Below are 23,153 nucleotides of genomic sequence, written 5' to 3'. Positions count from 1 at the left end.
CGGATCGACAGCGGTTTTCAAAGATGACGTTGACCACGAGGCTCCCCATGGCAGAGCGCAATACCGTGACCGAAGCAAACTCGCCCGACAATGCCCCGCCTCAGCCGCTGCTTGATGATGAACAGCTCGACAGGCTGGATGATTTTCTCGATTCAGAGCAAGTGGGCGAAGATGCCCTCGATCTGATTTCAGCCCACGGCTTTCTCGTCGCCTTGGCGGTTGCCCCTAGCGAGCAGCCCACCGTGCAGTGGCTAGAGGAGCTATTCCAAGGCGAACCCAACTACCGCGACGCCGCCGAGCGCGAAGAGATCGTCCAGCTGCTGACGCTACTGCGCGACAACGCCATGGCGGTACTGGAGCAAGGAGGCCTACCGGAGCTACCCTTCGAGCTAACGCTGGATGGCCTCCCCGCCGAAGAGACGCCGATTGGCGACTGGTGTGCAGGCTTTATGGAAGCGGTGTTCAGCGACGAAAGCGCCTGGTTCCAGGATGATGAAGAGGCCGCCGCAACGCTGCTGCTGCCGTTTATGTCGCTATCGGGGCTGTTTGACGACGAACCCGATATGGCCGAGATGGCCAAAGATCAGGCCAGCCAAGAGTCCTTCGTTGTTCAACTGCCCGAGCTGGTGCTTGATCTTTACCTACACTACCGCGTACCGCCGGAAACCCCCAAGCCGAAACCGCGTAAAAAAACGCCCGCCAAGGCTAAAGGCAAGAAGCGCAAATAACCGCGCTATTTTAGGCGCATCATAAGGCCATCTACGACACCATACACCCACTCCTTGGCCCGTTGCCCCCAGGGGCGCGCGGCCCAGGCAGCGGCATCCACCTCTTGGCTGGCGGCAAAGTTACGCTCGAAAAGCGTCTGCACTTCGCAGGCAAACGCCGAGTTTTCGATCTCCTGATTGGCCTCTAGGTTCCAGTGCAGGTTCCAGTGATCAAAGTTACAGGAGCCGAGACTAACCCACTCATCGGCCAGGACGAACTTGGCGTGTATAAAAGTCGGCTGGAACTCGAAAATGCGCACGCCCGCTTTCAGCAGCCCTTGATAAAAACGCTGGCCCGCATAGCGCACGCCGGGGTGGTCGTGCTTGGCACCGGGCAGTAGCAGGCGAACGTCGACGCCTCGCCGGGCGGCTCGAATCAGGCGACGACGCAGCGCAAATGTCGGCACAAAATAGGGCGTGCACAGCCACAGCCGCTGTTGGGCGCTACTCACTCGGGCATACAGCGAGTGGCGAATCGCTTGATAGCGATAGCCCCTGGCTGACATTACGCGCCCGCGAACGCCATCCCCATGAGCGGTAGCGCTGCGTTGCGGCGGTAAAGGAATAGGCGTTTGGCTGCCGGAAGCCTGCCGGGAAAGCCGGGACCGCCACAGACGACGAAACAGCACCTCCCAGTCCGCGACGGCCGGGCCGTCGATGCGTAGCGCAATCTCGTACCACGCTTGCAGAAACTCATCCACCGCGCCGAAACCGCCAGTAAAGGCGATCTCGCCATCCACCACCACGATCTTACGGTGGTCACGGCTAAGATTGCGTGCTAGAGAGTGAAAGCCAATCGGGTTGAACAGCTGCAACGCCACACCCGCTGCCTGCAAACGTTCACGGTCGCTTCGCTCCAACCCCATGGCGCCATAGCCGTCTAGCAATAGATAGGTTTTCACCCCTCGCCGCGTTGCGGCTTCTAACGCGTCAATGACTTGGTTTGCGAGCTCGCCGGACTCCATCAAATAGAGCTCCACCAGCACGTAGTGCTGCGCCTGACTCACCGCCTCAAACATCGCCGGTAAAAAGCGCGATGCTTCCGGCAGCAGAATCACACGATTTCCTTCTCGCCACTCGTGCTGCATAGAGACTCCTTCTCTTGCTACGCTGCTTCATCCACGCTCAGCGGCTGAGTGAACGATGAACGTACAGATCGTAGCGGCTCGTTTTGCCTTCCAGCGTGTGCTGCGGCGCAGGCCCAGCAATGGGTGGAGCCTTACGCGGGCGTTTCACCACCACCCGGTGTGTTGCCACCTCCAGCGCCGCTGCTAATAAGCGCGGGGCATCGTCATCATCCCCGGCCAGCTCACGGAACACGCGCATCTCTTTTTTCACCAGCGCGGACTTTTCGCGATGGGGGAACATGGGGTCCAGATGAATGACCTGAGGTGCAAACTCGGCTTCCGCCACCAGAGCTACTAACTGCTCGGCGGCGTCGCCATGACGCAGGCACATTCGCGCGGCAATCGCGGCCGTTTCCTCAGCGACCGCCGCACGCGTAAGGCCATCCTGAAGCAGCGCGGCAATGGCGGCGACGCGCTCAATCATCAGCACCTGCGCGCCTAGGCTTGCCAACACAAAGGCGTCGCGGCCAAGGCCTGCTGTGGCATCAACGACACTCGGTGTTATGCCTTTAGTTAGCCCACAAGCTTTAGCCACCAACTGCCCACGGCCGCCGCCGAACTGACGACGGTGCGCGGCCTTGCCCGAGACAAAATCAACGCTGAGCGGCTTGCCATACTGGCGCTCATCCCCCGCTAGGGCGAGCTGACCATTCACATAGCCCAGCGTTAAGCCCGGCGGCAGCGTCACCTGTGGCACCGGCTGGCTCATACCGGTTTTTTCCAGGCAACGTTATTGCGCAGATAAACCGGCTGCGCCTCATGGGCCGCTTGGCCTAAGCCTGCGTCCAGATCGCGAGCGGCCAGCCAAGCCATCTCCTCTGCTCGTGGCTCTAAATCCGTGAGGTGTTGCGACATGCAGGCCTGCACCCCTACCTCAAACTCATCCCACAGGCTAAAGCCCGAGCCAACGCCCACCCAGTCGGTTTCATCGGCTGGCAGTCGAAACGCACTGGGAGCAATGACGACTTCGTCGCTTTGTAAGCTTACGGCGTCGTTTAGGCAGTGCCAGGTAGCTGCATACACTTCGCCCATGCGGGCATCCAGAGCGGTGACTACATAGCGGAAGTGGTAGCGGCGGTGTGCCTGTAGCGCTAGCGCCTCAAGGGTAGAGACACCCAGCAGCGGGCAGTCCAAGCCAAACGCCAACCCTTGGGCGGCACCGGCCGCAATGCGCAGGCCGGTAAACGAACCTGGCCCGCGCCCAAAGGCAATGGCGTTCAGCGCTTGAGGCGCAATGCCCGCATCAGCGAGCAGCTCATCCACCATCGGCATTAAGCGCTTGGTGTGCGCTCGCGGGGTCATCTCATAACGCGCTAGACATTCACGCTGGCCGCCCGCTTGGCGGAGCAGCGCCGCTGAACAGGCGCTGGAGGAGGCATCCAGTGCCAGAAGGTATAACGACGACATAGCGGTGTTGCACTCCGTAAAAATAGGCCCTTAGTATACCGCCACACGCCTGTAACGACGATGGCCCGCAGGAAGCCTGCGGGCCATCGTGATGCGTGACACTATGGCGTGCTTAGCTCAGCGCTTCTTTCACTTGGCGAGTAATATCCGCCACACTGCCCACGCCCTCTACGCGATGGTACTGAGGCGCGGCGGCAGGATCTTCTTTAGCCCACTGCTGGTAGTAATCCACCAGCGGCGCGGTTTGATCGTGGTACACCGACAGACGGTTGCGCACCGTGGACTCTTGGTCGTCTTCACGCTGGATCAGCGTTTCACCGGTCACATCGTCGATGCCCGGCTCTTTGGGCGGATTGTGCTCAACGTGGTACACGCGACCTGAGGCCGGGTGAACACGGCGACCTGCTAAACGGCTGACGATCTCTTCGTCCGGCACGGCAATTTCCAGCACGTGGTCGAGTTTCACACCGCCCTCTTTCATGGCGTCTGCCTGAGGAATGGTGCGCGGGAAGCCGTCAAACAGGAAGCCATTCTCACAGTCGGGCTGGCTAATGCGCTCTTTGACCAAGTCGATGATGATGTCATCCGACACCAGACCACCGCTGTTCATGATCTCTTTGACCTTTAGGCCCAGCTCAGTGCCGTCCTTGATAGCGGCGCGCAGCATGTCCCCGGTGGAAATTTGGGGAATCTTAAACTGCTCACAAATAAACTGAGCCTGAGTCCCCTTCCCCGCGCCGGGGGCACCCAACAGGATTAAACGCATGGCACTGCTCCTTGAATGATCGTCTTGAATGGTAGTGATAGATGAAATCAATGAACCGACAATAACCGTGCCGTTCAGGCGACACAACTCCCCAAAAGCCTGAGAGCACGATTATTTTGTGTTTTTTTGAGCAAAAACAGCAAAGTGGCCAGCGTTAGTACTTTGGTCACCCTGTTTGCGCCAAGCCACCGTTTACGCGGCTAAGCCGTTATAAACACAAGCGGCGCCCGAAAGGGCGCCGCTTGTGGCTTGCTCTTATGTCCGCTTACAACAGTAAGCGACGGATATCGGTAAGCACGTCCGCCAGGAAGGCAGTGAAGCGCGCCGCATCCGCACCGTTGATCGCGCGGTGATCGTAGGAGAGCGACAGCGGCATCATCAAACGCGGCTGGAAGGCACTGCCATCCCATACCGGCTTCATCTGCGCTTTCGACACGCCCAAGATCGCGACTTCAGGGGCGTTGACGATCGGCGTAAAGGCCGTGCCACCAATCGAGCCCAAGCTCGAAATGGTGAAGCAGCCACCGGTCATCTCTTCGCGCTTAAGCTTCTTGGTTTGCGCTTTCTTGCCTAGCTCCGCCATCTCCTTGGCAATCTCGATCAAGGATTTCTTATCGGCGTCGCGCAGCACCGGCACCATCAGACCATCCGGCGTATCCACCGCGATACCGATATGGACGTAGTTTTTCCACACTAGCGTATCGCCGTCGCCTTTCAAGCTGACGTTGAACTGCGGGAACTTGCGCAGTGCAAAGGCACAGGCCTTGACCAGGAAGGGCAGCGGCGTGAGCTTGGCTCCCTGGGCTTCGGCTTCCGCCTTCATGGCTTTACGGAAGTTCTCAAGCTCGGTGATGTCCGCTTCGTCGAACTGGGTCACGTGGGGCACGTTGAGCCAGCTGCGATGCAGATTAGTTGCGCCCATCTTGAGCAGGCGACCCATCGGCTTCTCTTCCACTTCACCAAACTGGCTGAAGTTGACTTCCGGCACGGCGGGGATACCTGCACCACCGCTGGCAGCAGGAGCGGCTGCCTGGGCTTTGCCCTGGTTCGCAATGGCTTGCTTAACGTACGCTTGTACGTCCTCTTTCAGCACGCGGTCTTTCGGGCCGCTGGGCTTCACGAGGCCAAGGTCGACGCCTAGCTCACGGGCCAGCATGCGTACTGCGGGTCCTGCGTGAACCAGCTTGCCGTCACGCGGCTTATGCGCGGCCATTTGCGCTTCGGGGCTGGGAGAACCCGCCGGAGAAGCCTGCTTGGCGCTGGGAGCGCTAGCGCTTTGCTGCTTGCCGCTGTCCGCTTTTTCAGGCGCCGCTTTTTTCGGTGCCGCTTTCTTGGCACCCGCGACTTCCATATAGCCGATCACGTCGCCTTCAGAAACGGTGTCACCCTCTTTGACGGTGAGCTCCAGAATCTTACCCTTGAAGGGGCTCGGCACGTCCATGGAGGCTTTGTCAGACTCCAGGGTGATCAGCGGATCTTCGACGTCAACTTCATCGCCAGCGGCGACGCCAATTTCGATAATCGGCACGTCAGAAGAGCCTGACAGATCCGGCACGCGAATTTCTTTACGCTCTGGCTCACCGCTGCCGCTCTCTTCTTCGGCCGCATTTTCTTCAGCAGGCTCGCTGGCAGCAGCAGGCTCGTCGGCCTGGGCAGGCGCCTCCTCTTCAGCGGCATCGTCACCTTCGCCCGCGATTTCCATCTGGCCGATGACGTCGCCTTCAGAGACGGTATCGCCTTCTTTCACCGTCAGCGCGACGATCTTGCCGCTGTGCGGGCTGGGCACGTCCATGGAGGCTTTGTCAGACTCCAGGGTGATCAACGGGTCTTCAGCGTTGACGTCATCGCCTTCGCTCACGGCGACTTCGATGATCTCGACATTGTCAGAGCCGCCAAGGTCAGGCACTTTGATATCCACGGTTTGCTTGCCGCCGCTGGCTTTCTTCGGCGCGGGGGCCGCTTCTGGCTGCTTGGCAGGCGCGTCGGCTTCGGGCTGACGGTCTTCTGCGGCGGCTTCCGGCTCGGCATCGCTGTCACTGCCGCCTTCCACTTCCAGCTCAACGATATCGTCGCCTTCGGAGACTTTATCGCCCTCTTTCACCAACACTTTGATCACCTTGCCGCCTTTCGGGGCCGGTACATCCATGCTGGCTTTGTCGGATTCCAGAGTGATCAGGGTGTCTTCCGCTTCAATGACGTCGCCTTCTGACACCGCAATCTCGATGATTTCGACATCGGTATCGCCACCGATATCGGGAACTTTGATGATTTCGCTACTCAAGGTCGCGCTCCTTCCAAATCGGATCGAGCCGGCGGGCAGTGGCCCGCCGGGCAGCGGTTTAGCTGGTCAGCGGGTTCGGCTTGTTGGCATCGATGCCATACTTTTTCAGCGCGTCGCCGACCTGCTTGCGATCAATCTCACCACGGTCGGCCAGGGCACGCAGCGCGGCGACGGTGACGAAGTAGCGGTCTACTTCGAAGAAGTAGCGCAGCTTCTCGCGGGTGTCGGAACGGCCAAAGCCGTCGGTCCCCAGCACGGTGTAGTCGTTCGGTACCCAGGCACGCACCTGGTCCGCGTACAGCTTCATGTAGTCGGTCGACGCAATGACCGGACCGTCACGGCCTTCCAGGCACTTGGTCACGTGGGGCTTGTTGGCCTCGGCATCCGGGTTCAGGAACGCTTCACGCTCCAGCAGCAGCGCTTCACGACGCAGCTCGTTGAAGCTGGTCACGCTCCAGATGTCCGCCCCGATGCCCCAGTCGTTGGCCAGCAGCTCGGCAGCGGCTTCCACTTCGCGAAGAATGGTGCCCGAGCCCATCAGCTGAACGCGACCTTTGTCACCCTTCGTCTCTTTGAGCAGGTACATGCCCTTGACGATATCGTCGGCCGGTACGTTCTCAAGCTCGGGGTGCTCGTAGTTCTCGTTCATCACGGTCAGATAGTAGAAGCAGTTCTCTTGATCCGTGAACATGCGCTTCAGACCGTCTTGCACGATGACCGCGACTTCATGTGCGTACGTCGGGTCGTAGCTGCGGCAGTTGGGGATGGTGGACGCCTGAATCAGGCTGTGACCATCCTGGTGTTGCAGACCTTCACCGTTGAGCGTGGTACGCCCGGCGGTGCCGCCGACCATGAAGCCACGTGCCTGCAGGTCGCCTGCGGCCCATGCCAAGTCGCCGATACGCTGGAAGCCGAACATCGAGTAGTAGATGTAGAACGGCAGCAGGGTGACGTTGTTGTTGCTGTAGGAGGTCGCGGCGGCAATCCACGCCGACATCGCACCTGCTTCAGAAATACCCTCTTCGAGAACCTGACCTTTCTGGTCCTCGCGGTAGTACATGATCTGGCCTTTATCGACCGGCTCGTACTTCTGACCTTCAGAGGTGTAGATACCGAGCTGACGGAACATACCTTCCATACCGAACGTACGTGCTTCGTCCGGAATGATCGGCACGACCTGCTTGCCCAGTTTCTTGTCTTTCACTAGGCCGTTCAAGATACGCACGAACGCCATGGTGGTAGAGACTTCACGCCCTTTGGAGCCGCCCATTTGCGAAGCAAAGGTCTTGTCTTCCAGGGTCGGTATTTCCAGCGGCTCAAACGAGCTGCGACGGCTCGGCAGGTAACCATTGAGACGCTCGCGCTGCAGGTGCATGTACTTGAGCTCGGGAGAGTCCTCTTCCGGCTTGTAGTACGGCACGTCTTTAAGCTGCTCGTCGGTGAGCGGAATGCCGAAGCGGTCGCGGAATTTCTTCAGCGCTTCGTACTCCATGCTCTTGACCTGGTGGGCTTCGTTGGCGGCTTCGCCATCGCCGCTGCCCATGCCGTACCCTTTGACGGTGTGCGCCAGGATAACCGTGGGCTTGCCGTTGGTGGTGTTCACCGCTTCGTGATACGCCGCGTAGACCTTGAACGGGTCATGGCCGCCCCGGTTGAGCTTCCAGATATCCTCGTCGGAGAGGTCTTTGACCATCGCTTCGGTTTCTGGGTACTTACCAAAGAAGTGCTCACGGGTGTAAGCACCGCCGTTCGCCTTGTAGTTCTGGTACTCGCCGTCGACCGCCTCGTCCATGCGCTTCTGAAGGATGCCTTTCTTGTCCTTCTCGAACAGCGGATCCCAGTGACGACCCCATACCACCTTGATCACGTTCCAACCGGCACCGCGGAAGACGCCTTCGAACTCGTCCATAACGCGGGAGTTGCCGCGTACCGGGCCGTCCAGGCGCTGCAGGTTACAGTTGATGACGAAGATGAGGTTATCGAGGTTCTCACGGCCCGCCAGGGAGATCGCGCCCAGGGATTCCGGCTCGTCACACTCGCCGTCGCCCATGAAGCACCAAATTTTGCGGTCGTGCATATCTTTCAGCTCACGGTGATGCAGGTACTTCATCACGTGGGCTTGATAGATGGCCTGAATCGGGCCAAGACCCATGGAGACCGTGGGGAACTGCCAGTAGTCCGGCATCAGCCACGGGTGCGGGTAGGAAGAGAGGCCATCGCCGTCGACTTCGCGGCGGAACTTGTCCATCTGCTCTTCAGACAGACGGCCTTCCAGGTAAGAGCGCGCGTAGATACCCGGCGCGACGTGGCCCTGGATGTAAATCAGGTCGCCTTCAAAGTCGTCTTTGGGGGCGCGGAAGAAGTGGTTAAAGCCCACGTCGTACAGCGTGGCGGACGACATGAAGCTTGCAATGTGGCCCCCCAGGCCCGGGTTGGCCCGGTTGTTACGAATCACCTGGGCAATCGCGTTGTAGCGAATCAGGGAGCGAATGCGACGCTCCATGAACAAGTCGCCCGGCATGGGCGCTTCGCGATGAACCGGGATCGTATTACGGTGGGGGGTTGTCACCGAGAAGGGCACCTTCATCCCGTCCCGGCGCAGGCGATCCGCCAGGCGGGTCATCAGGTAGCGGGCACGATCTTCGCCCTCACGATCCAGTACCGATTCCAGGGATTCCAGCCACTCCGTGGTTTCGACCGGATCGAGATCTTCTCTTGTCTCCAGACTCATAGAGGTCTCTCCGAATGACGATAAATGACAATGAGCCCCGCCAACCCTTCGGGCCTGGGGCGGCTGCGGTGTTTAGCCACCACAGGCCATACAGTGGCACGACGCGTTTGCACCGTGCGGGGGTTTTCGTTCTACATTCAACAAGCTACGCTCGTCTTGATGTAGTAAAGCTACACACATAGGGTGAAAGTTAGCCTTTTGTATATGCGAAGATACCGCAAAGTCGCCACGCTGCCAATTCCAGTGAGCCGTAAAAGACTATCCAAAACAAACTATTGCACTGCAACATAAGCGCTTTATAAGACCTTTGTCGCTGCGACTAACGCCTTCTGAATGTAGTTAAACTACCGTTTTATTGTCTGCCATCAGAACCACTTAAAGGGCGTTTTTAACCAACACTTTTTATCCATTAAACGCCGTGCCAACTGCTGGCGAAAGTAAGCCCAATCAAAGGCGGGCCCTGGGTCGGTTTTACGTAGCGGGGCCACTTTGGCATGGCTGGTGATTCGCTGGGTCGTTAATGCAGGATAGCGTGCCATCAGCCAGCAGGTGGCTTCGACCAGGGTAGCGTACTGCGCTTTGGTAAAGGGAGTGCAATCATCGCCCTCAAGTTCGATGCCCACAGAAAAATCATTGAGCTTTGATCGCCATGCGCTCAGCGCGGAGTCCCACCAGTAGGAGCGACCAGCATGCCAGGCTCGCTGATCGCTATCGACAAACTGAATGCACTCGCCGTCCCGGCGAATCAGCAGATGCGCCGAGACCCGCAAATGGTCAATCTCAGCAAAAAAAGGGTGCTCGTTTGGGTCCAAGCGATTGGTAAACAGCGCTTCTATAGCATCGCCCGAGAACTGCCCAGGCGGCAGGCTAATGGCGTGCAAGAGCAGCAGCGATACCTCGCAGTGAGGGCGTGCATCTTGGTTAGGCGATGGCACCTGGCGTGCCTTGGACCACTGCCCTGTCATGCCTTCTTTGTTCATGACCGCACACGCTCCTCTACGTTAGCGTTCTGTTTCACTATAATGCCTGTCATCGAAGACGACGCCCAGAGACTCACCGCTATGGACTATCAAACTGCTCTTGCTGAAGAGATTCGCGCCTGTGCCGCTCGCCTGCTGACTGAAGACGTTGGCGCGGGCGATATCACGGCTCAGCTGATCCCCGAGAACCAGTGGGCGACCGCCAAGGTGATTACCCGTGAACCCGCCGTGCTCTGTGGTGTTGCCTGGGCCGACGAGATTTTTCGCCGCCTGGATGGCCGCGTAACGCTACGTTGGCAAGCAGCGGATGGCGACCGATTGGACGCAGACCAGTGCTTCCTTGAACTGGAAGGCCCGGCCCGCAGTTTACTAACCGGCGAGCGTGCCGCCCTCAACATGCTGCAAACACTGTCGGCTACGGCCACCGCCACGCGCCGCTACGTGGACCTCATTGAGGGCACCGGAGTGCGACTGCTCGACACCCGTAAAACGCTTCCCGGCATGCGATTGGCGCAAAAATACGCCGTTACCTGCGGCGGCGGGCACAACCATCGCATTGGCTTGTGGGATGCGTTTTTGATCAAAGAGAACCACATTGCCGCCTGCGGCGGTATCCAGGCGGCGATTGCCCAAGCCCGCAAACTGGCCAGCGACCTACCGGTGGAAGTGGAAGTCGAAACCTTCGAGGAGCTAGATCAAGCCCTAGCCGCCGGTGCCGACATCGTTATGCTGGACAACTTCGCCATTGAAGACCTCCACGTGGCGGTGGAAATCAACGGTGGGCGCGCCACGCTGGAAGCCTCCGGCAACGTGGATGACTCTACGCTGAGAGCGATTGCGGACACTGGCGTCGACTGCATTTCCAGCGGCGCGCTGACGAAAGATGTTAAATCCATTGACCTGTCGATGCGGATCACTCAAACCTTTAACGTTTAGTCGTTAGGTTTCTACGGCGCTGAGCTGTTTCACCAGCCGGTAGCGGCGCAGCATTTCACCACTGCGTTCCACCCACTGCTCGCCGAGGTTATCGAACCCTCGGCGCTGCAGGCGCTCATAAAGCACCAAGCTTGCTTCAATCTCCACCTGAGACACGCCATGTTCCAGCAGAATACGCTCGGCATGGATCAGTAGCGTGGTGCCTATGCCGCGTCCCGCTAATGACGGCCACACGTAGAGGGTCTCAATACGTCCAGCGCTGATATTAAGCTCTAAAAAACCGACGCAGCGGCCATCACAAGCGGCTACCAGCGTAGTGTATAGCGCTTGGCGCGCCGCCCAGGCGCTCGCCTCGCGGGGTAGCGCATTGGCCCAGGCGCGGCGCTCATCCAACCCGTAATGGGTGGCCGCCCCCTGCATGACGGCATGGTAAAATACTTCCGCCTGATCAGCGGCATCCTTGGCTAACGCCGCGCGATAGGTAACGCGGGCGGTGGGCGCAGGGGATGGTGCGCGTTCGTTCGTTTTCAACATGCTTCGCCTCAATGCGATTTAGCGGCTGGCAACGGACAACTCACTGTCTGCCGCCAGTTGGCTATTTTATACTCATCGCTACGTTACTAAATACCCACGACTTCGTTGACCACGTTGGCACCGACCAACCTTCAAAAGGCAGTGCTATGCACGATCGTTCAGATAGCGCGTCATTTGCGCTGACGCCCATTGGTCATATCATCAGCGACTACCCTGATAAATTCGGCGTCCCCCGCCAGCCTGGGTTAGCGCCAGCGGCCAATGCACGTTTAGTGCTCACAGCGCCGTTTGATGATCCTCTCACCGTACGGGGCTTGGAAGACTTTAGCCACCTATGGATATCATTTATCTTTCATCAAAGCCCAACCCGGTGGACGCCCTTAGTGCGCCCGCCGCGCCTGGGTGGCAACCGTAAAGTCGGCGTCTTTGCCAGCCGCAGCACCCATCGCCCTAACCGATTGGGGCTTTCGCTGATTGAGCTATCGCACATTGATACTCAGCAAGGGGTGAGTTTGCACTTGGCAGGCTGTGACTTGGTCAGCGGCACGCCAGTGGTCGATATTAAACCCTACCTGCCCTGGGCCGAAGCAAAGCCCGACGCACGGGCCGGGTTTGCCCCCAGCGCGCCATCACTGCTGCCCGTGAGCTTTAGCCAGGCCGCCCAGGCCAGCCTTGCCGCCCGCGCCGACGGAGCGTCGCTCTACGCGCTAATTGAGCAGGTGTTAGGCCAAGATCCTCGCCCGGCTTACCAGCGTGAGGAGCAGAGTGGGCGCATTTACGGGGTGCGACTGCGGGATGTAGACGTGAAATTCCAAGCGGTAAAAGAAACACCCCTTGAAAACGACGCCACCACCCTGAAGGTGGTGGCGATCGATACGCTGACTAACGAAACACGTTAGGCGGGAAAGGTAATCCCTAGACGACGGCCGACTTCTTCGTAGGCTTCAATGACGCCACCCAACCCCTGACGGAAGCGGTCCTTATCAAGCTTCTCGCGGGTGTTGGCATCCCATAAACGGCAGCCGTCCGGGGAGAACTCATCACCCAGTACCACCTCGCCTTTGAACACACCGAACTCCAGCTTGTAATCCACCAGCAGCATATCGCCTTCGGCAAACAGCTGCTTGAGGATGTGATTCACCTTAAAAGTTAACGTCTTCATTTTGGCGAGCTGCTCGGGGGTTGCCCAGCCAAAGGTTTCCGCCAGCGACTCATTGATCATTGGGTCGCCCTTCTCGTCGTTCTTTAAGAACAGCTCAAAGGTCGGCGGGTTAAGGGCAATCCCCTCTTCCACGCCCAGTCGCTTCACCAAACCACCCGCGGCAATGTTGCGCACCACGCACTCGACCGGAATCATCTGCATTTTTTTGACCAGACTTTCGTTGTCGGAAAGCTGCTTCTCAAAATGCGTCGGGATACCGCCCTCTTCTAAACGCTCCATGATGAAAGCGTTAAAAATGTTGTTCACCATCCCCTTACGGGCCAGCGCCTCTTTCTTTTTACCATCGAAAGCGCTGGTGTCATCACGAAATTGCAGTACCAGCAGGTCAGGATCGTCAGTGGTGTAGACGGATTTTGCCTTGCCGGCATAGAGTTCTTGGCGCTTTTCCATGGAGGCTCCGTGAGAAAGTGAGAGTCAAAGGGTTAACGTAAGTAGCCGGAGACGCGCTCAAGCAACTCGCGCTGATCATCAGCGCTAAAACTACGCTCGCTGGCGTTGATGGCACGCAGCACAGTTTGATCACCGTTGGGCTCAAGCGCTAGGCGAATCTGCTGTGACATACGGCGGACATCGGGACTGAACACAATTTGCAACGGGTTACGCCCACGCTCTGTTTCCGTCATGTATTCCACCAAGAACTCATAGTCATCGGCGGAGGTCGCGAGCAGATTACGCTGCCCCTCTTGGGTGAAATCAAGAGAGAGGTAGTGGTTCAGCTCCGCCCAAACGCGGTCGATGGGTTGCGGAATCAGCACTTCCCACTCATCGCCCTGTTGACGCAGTTGCAGCGTTTGCTCGCTAGCCAAGCGCTGAGCGGTCCAGGAAGAGGAGCTAGCCGTTGCGCTACGCGCGCCCAGGTACTGCTCTAGTGCCGTTAAGCAGCTCTCAGCACTTTGCCCACTCTGGTCACAGCGCACTTCGCTGCTACCGGCGCGTAGGGCACTCTGCAGGCGCAGCGTCGCTTGCGGGGTCACGATCACGCCTTGGTTGGCGCTGCTCTCTTGAACAGGAAGCTGGCGGCTGCGTACAAACGCTTCCAGCTGTGGCCAAACGGTACCGGGATCGGCGGCAACTACTAACCAACTTTGATCGCCCACCTGACGGCGCTCAACGTACTCAGGCTCTAATCCACCACCAATGGCCAACGACTGCGGCGGTTCAATCTCTGCCGGTTCGTCAAGCTGTGAGCCCTGCAACGCTACCTGGGGAACGGGCATGGCATCGCGGTAAAGTTGGGTGTTGCGGGTTTCAGGCAGCACGAGGGGCGGCGCAGGAGCCGCTTCGGTGTAGTCCAAGTTGCGGTCGTGGTAGTAACCATCGCGCGCGCAACCTGCCAGTGTGACAGCAGCTGCGAGTGCCAGCGGTATCCATTTAAGCGCACGTTGTTCAAGCACAGAGCTCATCAAGCCACCTTAACAGTCAACAGATCAGTTACCCGGAAGGCCATGCCATCACCGGGTAGCAAAAGGGTTTCGAGCGCCGGGTTACTCCTCTACGACGCCCGCCAGCTGCAGTGCTTCGCTTACCGTGCCGTGGTACTTCTCCGACAGCCACGTCAGCGGCAGACGAATACCTGCTTCCATGTAACCCATGCGGTGCAGCGCCCACTTTACGGGAATAGGATTAGATTCAATGCCTAGGTTAGTGTGCAGCGGCATCAAGCGCGTATTAATTTGGTGAGCCTTGTCGGCATCGCCAGCCACAGCAGCCGCGCACAAGTCATGCATGGCTTTGGGGGCAACGTTCGCGGTCACGGAGATATCGCCATGTCCACCCATCAGCATGAAATCGCAGGCCGTTGCGTCATCACCCGAGTAGAGCATGAAATCGCTGCCTTTCAGGCGTGAGATTAGATCCTCAGCGCGCTCAAGGTTCCCGGTGGCATCTTTCAGGCCGATAATGTTGTTCACTTCCGCTAAGCGCACCACCGTCTCGTTGTAGAGATCGGAGCAAGTGCGGCCAGGAACGTTGTACATAATGACCGGAAGTTTGCTGCCTTCAGCGACCGCTTTAAAGTGCTGGTACAGACCTTCCTGGGTAGGCTTATTGTAGTAGGGGCAGACGGATAGGCAGTAGTCCGCGCCCACTTCACTGGCGTAGCGCGCCAGCTCAACGGCTTCCGAGGTAGCGTTCGCCCCGGTACCGGCAATGACAGGAATGCGACCATTGACTTCTTCAACCACGCTGCGGATCACATCAAAGTGCTCAGCAAAGGACATGGTCGTGGGTTCACCCGTGGTGCCCGCAGCGACGATGGCATCAGTGCCATTATCGAGGTGGAAGTTCACCAGACGACGAAGCGCCTCCCAGTCGATGTCGCCATTGACTTTCATCGGCGTCGCCAGGGCGACAATGCTGCCTGTGATCATCCGTATTTTCCTCACCTGCAAAAAGTTGAAATCAAGCTGCCACGCAGGATGCAATGACGTACATTGAGTTAAGACGCGGCGCAGATACCTTGAAGGAGCGCGATCACCCCTGCCCACAAACAGCAAATGGTACTCAGGCGATTCGAACCTGTACAGCGTAAAGCGCTGCGAGTTTGCTTAACGTAGAGAATCCGCTTTGACAGGGGCGCTGTGCTTACGTGTAATTTGTCATGAAAGTCACCCCTATTTAGGAGCTATTATGCCTCTCGAACTCGGCCAGCCTATCCCTGATTTTTCCGCTACGGCTACAGGGGATACCACCATCACGCTGTCTGAACTGCGCGGTCAGCAGGTGGTGATCTACTTCTACCCTAAGGCCAGCACCCCAGGCTGCACCACTGAGGGCGGCGACTTCCGTGATCGCAAAGCCGCCTTCGATGCCGCCAATACCGTGGTCATCGGTGTCTCCCGGGACGGTCTGCGCGCCCAGGAAAACTTCAAAGCCAAGCAGGATTTCAATTTTGAACTGATTTCCGACAAAGACGAAACCGTTTGTCAGCTGTTTGATGTGATCAAACTCAAGAAAATGTACGGCAAAGAGCACCTGGGCATCGAGCGTAGCACCTTCTTGATCGACCAGGATGGCAAGCTTGCCCAAGAGTGGCGCGGCGTTAAAGTTCCTGGCCACGTAGATGAGGTACTAAGCGCGGCGCAGGCACTTAATAGCCAGTAATAATGCACCGCTGGCTGTGCCCATATCGGGCACAGCCATGCTCACGGCTAATCCTGCTTCAGCGGTGGCACCTGCGATGTTTGTCGGCCTTCAAGCCCTCTTGGCCATGCATACACCAGCGCTTTCAGCAGCGTGGCAAGCGGGATGGCAAAAAACACCCCCCAGAATCCCCAAATACCGCCAAAGAACAGCACCGCCACGATAATCGAGACCGGATGGATGTTATTGGTTTCTGAGAACAGCACGGGGGCAAGTACGTTGCCATCCAGTGCCTGCAGCACGCCGTAGGCCACTAAAACGTAGACAAACTGCTCGCTAATACCGAAATGGAAGCCCGCTACCGCCGCCACGGGGATGGTTGCCACCGCCGCGCCAATGTAGGGCACCAATACGGAAAAACCGACCAGCACGGCCAGTAGCGCCGTATAGGGCAAGCCAAAAAAGGCAAAGGTGATATACGCCACCGTGCCGACGATGACGATCTCAATGGACTTACCGCGGATATAGTTGGCGATTTGGCGATCCATTTCATGCCAGATGCGCGTCAGCAGCGTACGCTTCTGCGGCAGCAGCGAAAGTGTAAAGCCCACCAGCGCCTCACGGTCTTTCAGCATAAAAAAGACCAGAATCGGCACCAGCACCAGATAGATGATCAACGACATGATGTTGCCAAGCGAGGTCAATGAGAGCGTCAAAGCGCGCTGACCAAGCTGGCTAATTTCCCGCCCGGCGACGCCAATCCAGCTCTGCATCTGATCAGGCGTCACGATATTAGGGAAGCGCTCCTGCAACTGATCTAGCCAGCCCTGGCCGCTGGCAAACATGCGCGGCGTCTCTTGCACTAGCCCTACCATCTGATTCCAGATCAGCGGCATCAAGATAAACGCTAGCGTGAGCAGCACACTGACAAATGCCAAAAACACCATAATGACAGCCAGCAAATGCGGCACTCGACGTCGCGTGAGCGCGCTAACCACGCCTTGCAGTAAAAACGCCAGCACCAACGCGGTAAAGAACGGTGCCAACATGCGGCCAAACCAAATAATGGCGGCAAACCCTGCCACCAGCACCACCAGAAGAATTAACGCCTCTTCGTCTGAAAAGTAGCGCTCTACCCAACTTTTCAGAATACTGCGCATGGTCATGAGTGGGTGTTCCCTGCTTTACGTATCCAAAAAAAATACACGTCGCCGCGCTGTACCCGCGCCTCCATCACGTGGTCGCTTAGTTCGGTAAATGCCGCCATATCCCGCCACGAGCCAGCATCGGTCGCACTTACTTCCAGCAGTTGGCCTGGCGCAAGGCCTGCCAGTGCCTGCTTCGCCTTTAGCAGCGGTAGCGGGCAGTGCAATCCGGTGGCGTCCAACACCCTATCGGGCTGAACCCCTTCCGCTAACCCAGACGCTGTTTGCTCAGACATACCCTCTCCCCCAAAATGCGGCTTTACGTGGTGCTAAATCGTTCGATGGCTACATAACAACAGCATTGTTGCATAAACTATTTTTTTGCGTTGCCCGCCGTGACGTTGATTTAACGGCACTTCCCTGCCTGAATCAATGTCACACCGTTGTTCGCTGCACCTATTACCTGAACGAATGGGGATGCCATGCTGCACTTTAGACCCGTTTACCCTCGCTGGGCCTGTGCGATAGCGCTGTCGTTAAGCGCTTTGTGCGTTAGCCTGCCCAGCCACAGCTATGACGACTATCAACTGCCCAGTCTAGGGGGCGCATCGGCATCGGTAAGCAATGAGGAGTTTCGCCTTGGCCGCGCTTGGCTGCGCCAGTTTCGCGCTCAGGCCCCCCAGTGGCAGGACCCCATCGTTAGCGACTACCTGGAGAGCCTGGTGGCCCGCCTTGCGCCTTACAGCCAGCTCGGCAGCCTGCAAACCACCACGGTGATGGTGGATAACCGTTCGCTCAATGCGTTTGCGGTCCCTGGTGGCGTAGTGGGCATTAACTCAGGGCTATTTGCCTTTGCCGAAGATGAAGGCGCTTTTGTATCGGTGATTGCCCACGAGCTAGGCCACCTTTCCCAGCGACACTACGCCCGAGGCAGCGCCCGCGCCGAGCAGACCCAGCTGCCCGCCATGGCAGCCATGCTGGCCGGTATGCTGATTGCTGCCAGCGGCGGCGGCGATGCGGGCATTGCCACCGCCATGGGTTCTCAGGCGGCGCTTATTCAGGACCAGCTCGCCTACTCCAGGCGTTTTGAGCAAGAGGCAGACCGTATTGGCCTACAGGCCATGGCAGAAGCAGGCTACGACCCAGACGCCATGGTACGCATGTTCGATACCATGCAGCGCCTTTCGCGGCTTCAAGGCGGCACGCCGCCTGAATTTCTATTGACTCACCCTGTGTCAGATAGCCGCCTGAGCGACGCCCAAGCGCGGGTTTCTCAGCTTAGCGTGGCCAGCCGCTACACCAGCGATACGCTCTACGACATGATGCGCGCTCGCGCCCTGCTGAGCATTTACCGCAACACGCCCCAACAAGCGGCTTCGCGGCTGGCGCAGGAAGATGCCGAGGAGCCTGCGCTGCGTTATATCAATGCACTCATTGATGCGCACAATGGCCAAACCGACCGCGCACTGCAAACCCTCGACCAGCTTGCCAACGAGCTTCCTGATTACGGCATGCTGCCCGCCTCCGCGGCGAACGTAGCCCTGGAAGCCCAACGCTATGATGAGGCTATTGCCCGCAGCCAGCGTTTACTGCGGCTGATGCCTAACTATCTGCCTGCTCAGCTGACCCTGGCGGAGGCGCAGCTACAGCGCGATCCAGCAGCGGCTTACGACCTGCTTCGTGATATCACCACGCAGCACCCGGAAAGCCCACAGGGCTTCAACCTGCTGGCAGAGGCCGCCGGGCGCAGCGGGTTTAACGGCTGGGGTCACCTGGCCCGCGCCGAGCACCTGCAGCTCACCGGCCGAGTGGACCGCGGCATTCGACAGTTGGGTATTGCCAAAGACGCCGCCCAGCAGGAAAACGACACTCAGGCGCTAGCGCGCATTGAACAGCGCAGAGAAGCGTTTCTTGAGTACCGAGAGGCGCTAGAGAAGTTTTAGCGCCCTGAAGCACATACAAAACATACAAAAAAGCCCGACGCATCGCGTTCGGGCTTTTGGCTTACGGCAGAAACGTTGTACTGATGTTAAACCGCTGATATTTAAGTACTGATGTTTAAGCGTTAAAGTTCAGCATACGCTCCAGGGGCTTTAACGCCTGCTGACGCAAGGCATCATTAACAAAGATCTCGCCGCTGCCTTCACGCAGCGCGCCAGCCAGATTATCCAGCGCGTTCATCGCCATCCAGGGGCAGTGAGCACAGCTGCGGCACGTCGCACCGTTGCCTGCCGTGGGCGCTTCAAAGAGCGTTTTCTCAGGCACCGCCTGCTGCATCTTGAAGAAAATGCCCCGGTCAGTGGCCACAATCAGCTTTTCATTGGGCAGCGTTTGGGCTGCTTTGATGAGCTGGGAGGTAGAGCCAGCCACATCGGCCAGTTGCACAACAGCCTCCGGCGACTCCGGGTGGACAAGCACGGCGGCATCCGGATACAGACGCTTCAAGTCTTGAATGCCTTTCGCCTTGAACTCCTCGTGCACGATGCAGGCACCGTCCCACATCAGCATGTCGGCACCGGTTTTTTTCTGAATATAGCCACCCAGATGCTTATCCGGTGCCCACAAAATCTTTTCACCCTTCGCCTGCAGATGCTCAATGACCTCAACGGCAATCGAAGAGGTCACGACCCAATCGGCACGCGCCTTCACCGCCGCCGAGGTGTTTGCATACACCACCACGGTACGATCCGGGTGGGCGTCGCAGAACGCGCTGAACTCATCGATAGGGCAACCGATATCCAAGGAGCAGGTCGCTTCGAGCGTTGGCATCAACACGCGCTTTTCGGGGGAGAGGATCTTGGCCGTTTCGCCCATGAAACGCACGCCAGCAACCACCAGCGTTGTGGCATCGTGACGGGCACCGAAGCGGGCCATTTCCAGGGAGTCAGCCACACAGCCGCCAGTCTCTTCAGCAAGCTGCTGAATGGCATCGTCGGTGTAGTAATGCGCTACCAAAACGGCGTTATTCGCCTTGAGCAACTGCTTGATTTCAGCCACTCGCGCTTCGTCTTCCGCAGGGATACGGGTAGGGCAGTACGGGCTTGGTAGCGGAGCGTCTAGCTCAGCTTGAGAGGTCATAATAGTCATCGTGTTTACCACTGTGACGAACAGGGAATCCCCCTGTTAAACACCAGTCACGGCGTATGCGCTCCGCATGCGCCGCACTCGGGGGCAACGGCCGCTGCGTCTCTCGCGGTGGCACGTCACCAACCTGGCCCCTGTGGAGCCAGGGCTGCCGTGACATCTTCGGCAGCCAAACGATCTATCGATTTATGCGTTAACCAATACGTTTTTCACTATGCTTCTAACTATCTATGCTTCTCAACACGCTTCTCACCACTGCACCACCGTGGCAATCACGTTATTGTCATCATATTGTGGTGGACAATCGTTGCCCGCTGCAAGCAGAAAGTCACGTTGCAGCGCGGCAAAACGTGCATAGCAAAACGCCCCTGGCAGCAAGCTGCCAAGGGCGTTAAATTTGGTGGGTCGTGTAGGATTCGAACCTACGACCAATTGATTAAAAGTCAACTGCTCTACCAACTGAGCTAACGACCCAAATTTTGCTGCGCTAATCAAAAACGACTAGCAAATACTACACTAACTCACATCAAAACACATATTGAAAACAAAGCATTGGTGGGACTACTACCTGATGCGTTTGCTTATTTCGGATGGTGGGTCGTGTAGGATTCGAACCTACGACCAATTGATTAAAAGTCAACTGCTCTACCAACTGAGCTAACGACCCGTCCGAACGGATGCATATAGTACGGATACGGCTTGTGAATAGCAAGCCCTTTTTTATCTTTCGTCTACATCTACTGCTCTGCACGGTGCCAAAAAAGCCTTACCCCGTGCAGAGCGCACTGCTTGAACCGCGCCTAGCTTAACCGCGCTTGGGTTTCGGCTTGCGCATCGCCTGCACCGGACGACGCTTATGCTTGTCGCGGCTCCAGCGATTCTTCTCGTCTGGCGTCAGCTCAGGCACTTTGCGGGTTTCCAGGTTGGCCAGCGTCGCTAAGTCATCCACCTCATCCTGAGAGAGTTCGACCCACTCACCGGCTTTCGCCCGCTTGTCGAGGAAGATATTGCCATAGCGCACACGCTTCAGGCGGCTAACGGTAAGCCCCTGGGACTCCCACAGGCGGCGCACTTCACGGTTGCGGCCCTCCAGAATCACCACGTGGAACCAAGTGTTGATGCCTTCGCCACCAAACTCCTGCACGTCGGTAAAGCGCGCCGGGCCATCTTCCAGCATCACACCGTCGACCATAGCGACGATATGCTCACGCTTGACGTCGCCCATGACCCGCACCGCGTACTCACGCTCTACTTGGGTAGAGGGGTGCATCAAGCGGTTGGCAAGTTCACCGTCGGTGGTGAACAGCAGCAAACCGCTGGTGTTGATGTCCAAACGGCCAATGGCAATCCAGCGCTCGCCTTTCAAGCGCGGCAGCCGCTCAAAGACCGTGCGACGGCCTTCCGGGTCTTTACGGGTGCACAGCTCGCCTTCCGGCTTGTTGTACATAATGACCCGGCGCGGCACTTCCTCTTCCGGACGCAGCGTCACCGGGCGGTCATCAAAGCTGACCTTATCCCGCGCTTCCACTCGGTCGCCCAGTTTGGCCACTTGGCTATTCACCTTCACCCGTCCATCGGAAATGGCGGTTTCCATTTCACGGCGGGAGCCAAGGCCCGCGCGGGCCAGCACTTTTTGCAGTTTTTCGCTGGTAGGCGGCGTGGTGTTGTTACTTTCACTCATGGTCGTCTGACCTCACATCGTTGGTCTGCGTGTCAGCGTCCTCATGTTGACGCTGCGCACGTGCCGCCAGCCGTGCCTCTAAATCGGCAAAGCTGAGCGGCTGGGTTAACGCCGTCTCGGCGTGGTGGTCGGCACTCTCTGCCGACGTATTCTCATCTTTCTGGGGTGGCGCATCCTGCACGCTTTCCGGCGTTTCGTCCAGTGCTGGCGGCGGGTTTTGTTCGGATGATGCCTCCTCCAGAGAAAGCGCTTCGGGGTCGTCGCCGTTGACCAGGGTATGCATAGGCGGCAGCGCATCCAGGGTTTTCAGCCCGAAGTCATCCAAAAAGCTGCGCGTGGTGGCATACACCGCCGGGCGACCCGGCACGTCCCGGTGACCCACCACGCGTATCCAGCCGCGCTCCATAAGCGTGCGAATGATCGAACTGCTGACGCTCACACCGCGCACATCTTCGATATCACCCCGAGTCACCGGTTGACGGTAGGCAATTAGCGCCAGCGTTTCCAAGAGTGCTCGAGAGTAGCGCTGGGGGCGCTCGTCCCACAGCCGCGAGACCCAGTGGGCCAAGCGTGGGCGAATGCGTAGCTGAAAGCCAGAGGCGGTCTCGACCAGCTCGAGCGCGCCATGTTCGTGGCGCAGCGCCAGCCGTGACAGCGCCTCCCTCAACGCTTTGCGGGAAGGGCACTCATCGGCCAAAAATAGCGTTTCCAGGCGCTCAACCGGCAACGGTTCACCCGCTGCTAGCAGCGCCGCTTCAATAATGTCGTCTAACGTGGTGTCTTTCACCGCGACTCCTCGTCAGGTTCAAACGCGGACTCTTCGAATGCCGAGGCGGCATCGCCTTGTTTCTCTTCCAAACGCTCGAATGCGTCCTCTTCCCCATCGGCCAGCGCCGCTTGGCGGGCACGCACATGAATGGGCGACAGCGGTGCATTTTGGACAATCTCAATCATGGCTTCTTTGGCCAGCTCTAAAATAGCCATAAAGGTCACGACTACACCGGCCTTACCCTCTTCCAGGGTAAACAGCGCTTCAAACGGCGTATAACGGCCGCCCTCGCCATCCTGACTGAGCTGCTCCATGATTTTCAGCATTCGCTCGCGGGTGGAGAGCACTTCACGGCTGATCTGGTGGGCCTGGGCCAGCTCAGCGCGCTTGAGAATATCGGACAGCGCTCCCAGCAGCTCATCAAGCTCCACATCGGGATGGATCACCCGCGTTTCCAACGGCGGCAAGCCCGCCTGTACGCTGAACCAGTCCCGGCCTACGCGGGGCAGCGTATCCAGCGCCTCGGCGGCCTCTTTCAGGCGCTCGTACTCCTGTAAGCGACGAATCAGCTCGGCGCGGGGGTCCTCCTCCTCCTCGCCCTCCGCTTTCGGCGGGCGCGGCAGCAGCGTCCGGGATTTAATC

At 58.3% G+C, this 23,153-nt stretch carries 22 protein-coding genes and 2 tRNA genes; 5 read left to right on the top strand and 19 right to left on the bottom strand.

Annotated features, from left to right (window positions below; translation table 11 throughout):
* Positions 1 to 47: 47 nt before the first annotated feature.
* Positions 48 to 728: a YecA family protein gene (locus tag BIS10_RS06255; protein WP_253503522.1), complete on the top strand. Its 681-nt coding sequence runs from the start codon at positions 48 to 50 to the stop codon at positions 726 to 728.
* A gap of 5 nt (positions 729 to 733) precedes the next feature.
* Here BIS10_RS06255 and BIS10_RS06250 read toward each other — a convergent pair whose 3' ends face one another.
* The 7 genes from BIS10_RS06250 to ampD form a co-directional block, all read right to left on the bottom strand.
* Entirely contained in the window at positions 734 to 1,855 is a 1,122-nt protein-coding gene (locus BIS10_RS06250; protein WP_253503520.1) for a phosphatidylserine/phosphatidylglycerophosphate/cardiolipin synthase family protein, read from the bottom strand.
* Positions 1,856 to 1,892: 37 nt separating this feature from the next.
* Entirely contained in the window at positions 1,893 to 2,603 is a 711-nt protein-coding gene (locus BIS10_RS06245; RefSeq protein ID WP_253503518.1) for a class I SAM-dependent methyltransferase, read from the bottom strand.
* Positions 2,600 to 3,301 carry a tRNA (adenosine(37)-N6)-threonylcarbamoyltransferase complex dimerization subunit type 1 TsaB gene (tsaB, locus tag BIS10_RS06240; protein WP_253503516.1) on the bottom strand — a complete coding sequence of 234 codons (702 nt, stop codon included), beginning with the start codon at positions 3,299 to 3,301 and terminating at the stop codon, positions 2,600 to 2,602. The genes BIS10_RS06245 and tsaB overlap by 4 nt, the downstream gene beginning before the upstream one ends.
* A gap of 112 nt (positions 3,302 to 3,413) precedes the next feature.
* The gene (adk, locus tag BIS10_RS06235; protein ID WP_253503514.1) at positions 3,414 to 4,067 is read right to left on the bottom strand and encodes an adenylate kinase; all 654 of its coding nucleotides are present in this window, start codon (positions 4,065 to 4,067) and stop codon (positions 3,414 to 3,416) included.
* Positions 4,068 to 4,332: 265 nt separating this feature from the next.
* Positions 4,333 to 6,348, bottom strand: coding sequence for a pyruvate dehydrogenase complex dihydrolipoyllysine-residue acetyltransferase (gene aceF, locus BIS10_RS06230; protein WP_253503512.1), 2,016 nt, complete (start codon positions 6,346 to 6,348; stop codon positions 4,333 to 4,335).
* 58 nt (positions 6,349 to 6,406) lie between these two features.
* On the bottom strand, positions 6,407 to 9,079 hold the full coding sequence (gene aceE / locus BIS10_RS06225; RefSeq protein WP_253503510.1) for a pyruvate dehydrogenase (acetyl-transferring), homodimeric type: 2,673 nt from the start codon (positions 9,077 to 9,079) through the stop codon (positions 6,407 to 6,409).
* A gap of 365 nt (positions 9,080 to 9,444) precedes the next feature.
* Complete coding sequence (gene ampD / locus BIS10_RS06220) at positions 9,445 to 10,059, bottom strand: 1,6-anhydro-N-acetylmuramyl-L-alanine amidase AmpD (RefSeq protein WP_253503508.1); 615 nt, start codon at positions 10,057 to 10,059, stop codon at positions 9,445 to 9,447.
* A gap of 81 nt (positions 10,060 to 10,140) precedes the next feature.
* On the opposite strand from ampD, the gene nadC reads away from it, so the two are divergent.
* Positions 10,141 to 10,995, top strand: coding sequence for a carboxylating nicotinate-nucleotide diphosphorylase (gene nadC / locus BIS10_RS06215; protein ID WP_253503505.1), 855 nt, complete (start codon positions 10,141 to 10,143; stop codon positions 10,993 to 10,995).
* 3 nt (positions 10,996 to 10,998) lie between these two features.
* On the opposite strand, the gene BIS10_RS06210 is transcribed toward nadC, so the two are convergent.
* A complete protein-coding gene (locus BIS10_RS06210) occupies positions 10,999 to 11,529 on the bottom strand; it encodes a GNAT family N-acetyltransferase (RefSeq protein WP_253503500.1) in 531 nt (176 codons plus the stop codon).
* 146 nt (positions 11,530 to 11,675) lie between these two features.
* Here BIS10_RS06210 and tsaA point away from each other — a divergent pair, with 146 nt between their 5' ends.
* Positions 11,676 to 12,428: a tRNA (N6-threonylcarbamoyladenosine(37)-N6)-methyltransferase TrmO gene (tsaA, locus tag BIS10_RS06205; RefSeq protein ID WP_253503497.1), complete on the top strand. Its 753-nt coding sequence runs from the start codon at positions 11,676 to 11,678 to the stop codon at positions 12,426 to 12,428.
* On the opposite strand, the gene purC is transcribed toward tsaA, so the two are convergent.
* From purC to dapA, 3 genes are all read right to left on the bottom strand, one after another.
* On the bottom strand, positions 12,425 to 13,141 hold the full coding sequence (gene purC / locus BIS10_RS06200) for a phosphoribosylaminoimidazolesuccinocarboxamide synthase (protein WP_044628734.1): 717 nt from the start codon (positions 13,139 to 13,141) through the stop codon (positions 12,425 to 12,427). The two genes, tsaA and purC, sit on opposite strands and share 4 nt — an antisense overlap.
* Before the next feature lie 32 nt (positions 13,142 to 13,173).
* On the bottom strand, positions 13,174 to 14,154 hold the full coding sequence (locus BIS10_RS06195; RefSeq protein ID WP_253503495.1) for an outer membrane protein assembly factor BamC: 981 nt from the start codon (positions 14,152 to 14,154) through the stop codon (positions 13,174 to 13,176).
* 81 nt (positions 14,155 to 14,235) lie between these two features.
* Complete coding sequence (gene dapA, locus BIS10_RS06190) at positions 14,236 to 15,120, bottom strand: 4-hydroxy-tetrahydrodipicolinate synthase (RefSeq protein WP_044628736.1); 885 nt, start codon at positions 15,118 to 15,120, stop codon at positions 14,236 to 14,238.
* Positions 15,121 to 15,379: 259 nt separating this feature from the next.
* Between dapA and BIS10_RS06185 the strand changes: the two genes are divergently transcribed.
* Positions 15,380 to 15,853: a peroxiredoxin gene (locus BIS10_RS06185; protein WP_253503493.1), complete on the top strand. Its 474-nt coding sequence runs from the start codon at positions 15,380 to 15,382 to the stop codon at positions 15,851 to 15,853.
* A gap of 47 nt (positions 15,854 to 15,900) precedes the next feature.
* On the opposite strand, the gene BIS10_RS06180 is transcribed toward BIS10_RS06185, so the two are convergent.
* Together BIS10_RS06180 and BIS10_RS06175 are read right to left on the bottom strand one after the other, a co-directional pair.
* A complete protein-coding gene (locus BIS10_RS06180) occupies positions 15,901 to 16,998 on the bottom strand; it encodes an AI-2E family transporter (protein ID WP_253503491.1) in 1,098 nt (365 codons plus the stop codon).
* A complete protein-coding gene (locus BIS10_RS06175; RefSeq protein ID WP_083024308.1) occupies positions 16,995 to 17,273 on the bottom strand; it encodes a sulfurtransferase TusA family protein in 279 nt (92 codons plus the stop codon). The genes BIS10_RS06180 and BIS10_RS06175 overlap by 4 nt, the downstream gene beginning before the upstream one ends.
* Before the next feature lie 186 nt (positions 17,274 to 17,459).
* On the opposite strand from BIS10_RS06175, the gene BIS10_RS06170 reads away from it, so the two are divergent.
* Entirely contained in the window at positions 17,460 to 18,920 is a 1,461-nt protein-coding gene (locus tag BIS10_RS06170) for a M48 family metalloprotease (RefSeq protein ID WP_253503489.1), read from the top strand.
* Between the two features lie 115 nt (positions 18,921 to 19,035).
* Here the strand turns inward: BIS10_RS06170 and nadA are convergent, their stop codons facing one another.
* The 6 genes from nadA to BIS10_RS06140 all read right to left on the bottom strand — a co-directional run.
* A complete protein-coding gene (gene nadA / locus BIS10_RS06165; protein WP_253503487.1) occupies positions 19,036 to 20,064 on the bottom strand; it encodes a quinolinate synthase NadA in 1,029 nt (342 codons plus the stop codon).
* Positions 20,065 to 20,459: 395 nt separating this feature from the next.
* A tRNA-Lys gene (locus tag BIS10_RS06160) sits at positions 20,460 to 20,535 on the bottom strand.
* A 117-nt stretch (positions 20,536 to 20,652) separates the two neighbouring features.
* Positions 20,653 to 20,728, bottom strand: a tRNA-Lys gene (locus tag BIS10_RS06155).
* A gap of 138 nt (positions 20,729 to 20,866) precedes the next feature.
* Entirely contained in the window at positions 20,867 to 21,742 is an 876-nt protein-coding gene (gene rluB, locus BIS10_RS06150; RefSeq protein ID WP_062361996.1) for a 23S rRNA pseudouridine(2605) synthase RluB, read from the bottom strand.
* On the bottom strand, positions 21,735 to 22,529 hold the full coding sequence (gene scpB / locus BIS10_RS06145) for an SMC-Scp complex subunit ScpB (RefSeq protein ID WP_253503485.1): 795 nt from the start codon (positions 22,527 to 22,529) through the stop codon (positions 21,735 to 21,737). Before scpB ends, rluB begins: the two co-directional genes overlap by 8 nt.
* Positions 22,526 to 23,153: ScpA family protein (locus BIS10_RS06140; RefSeq protein ID WP_253503483.1), on the bottom strand; the 628-nt coding region annotated here is incomplete at its 5' end. The genes BIS10_RS06140 and scpB, both read right to left, overlap by 4 nt.

This window comes from Halomonas sp. 707B3, from assembly GCF_024158645.1.
Taxonomy (GTDB): Bacteria; Pseudomonadota; Gammaproteobacteria; order Pseudomonadales; family Halomonadaceae; genus Vreelandella; species Vreelandella lionensis.
Note: the sequence above shows the minus strand (reverse complement) of the source record. Positions and strands in the feature narration are given on the sequence as shown.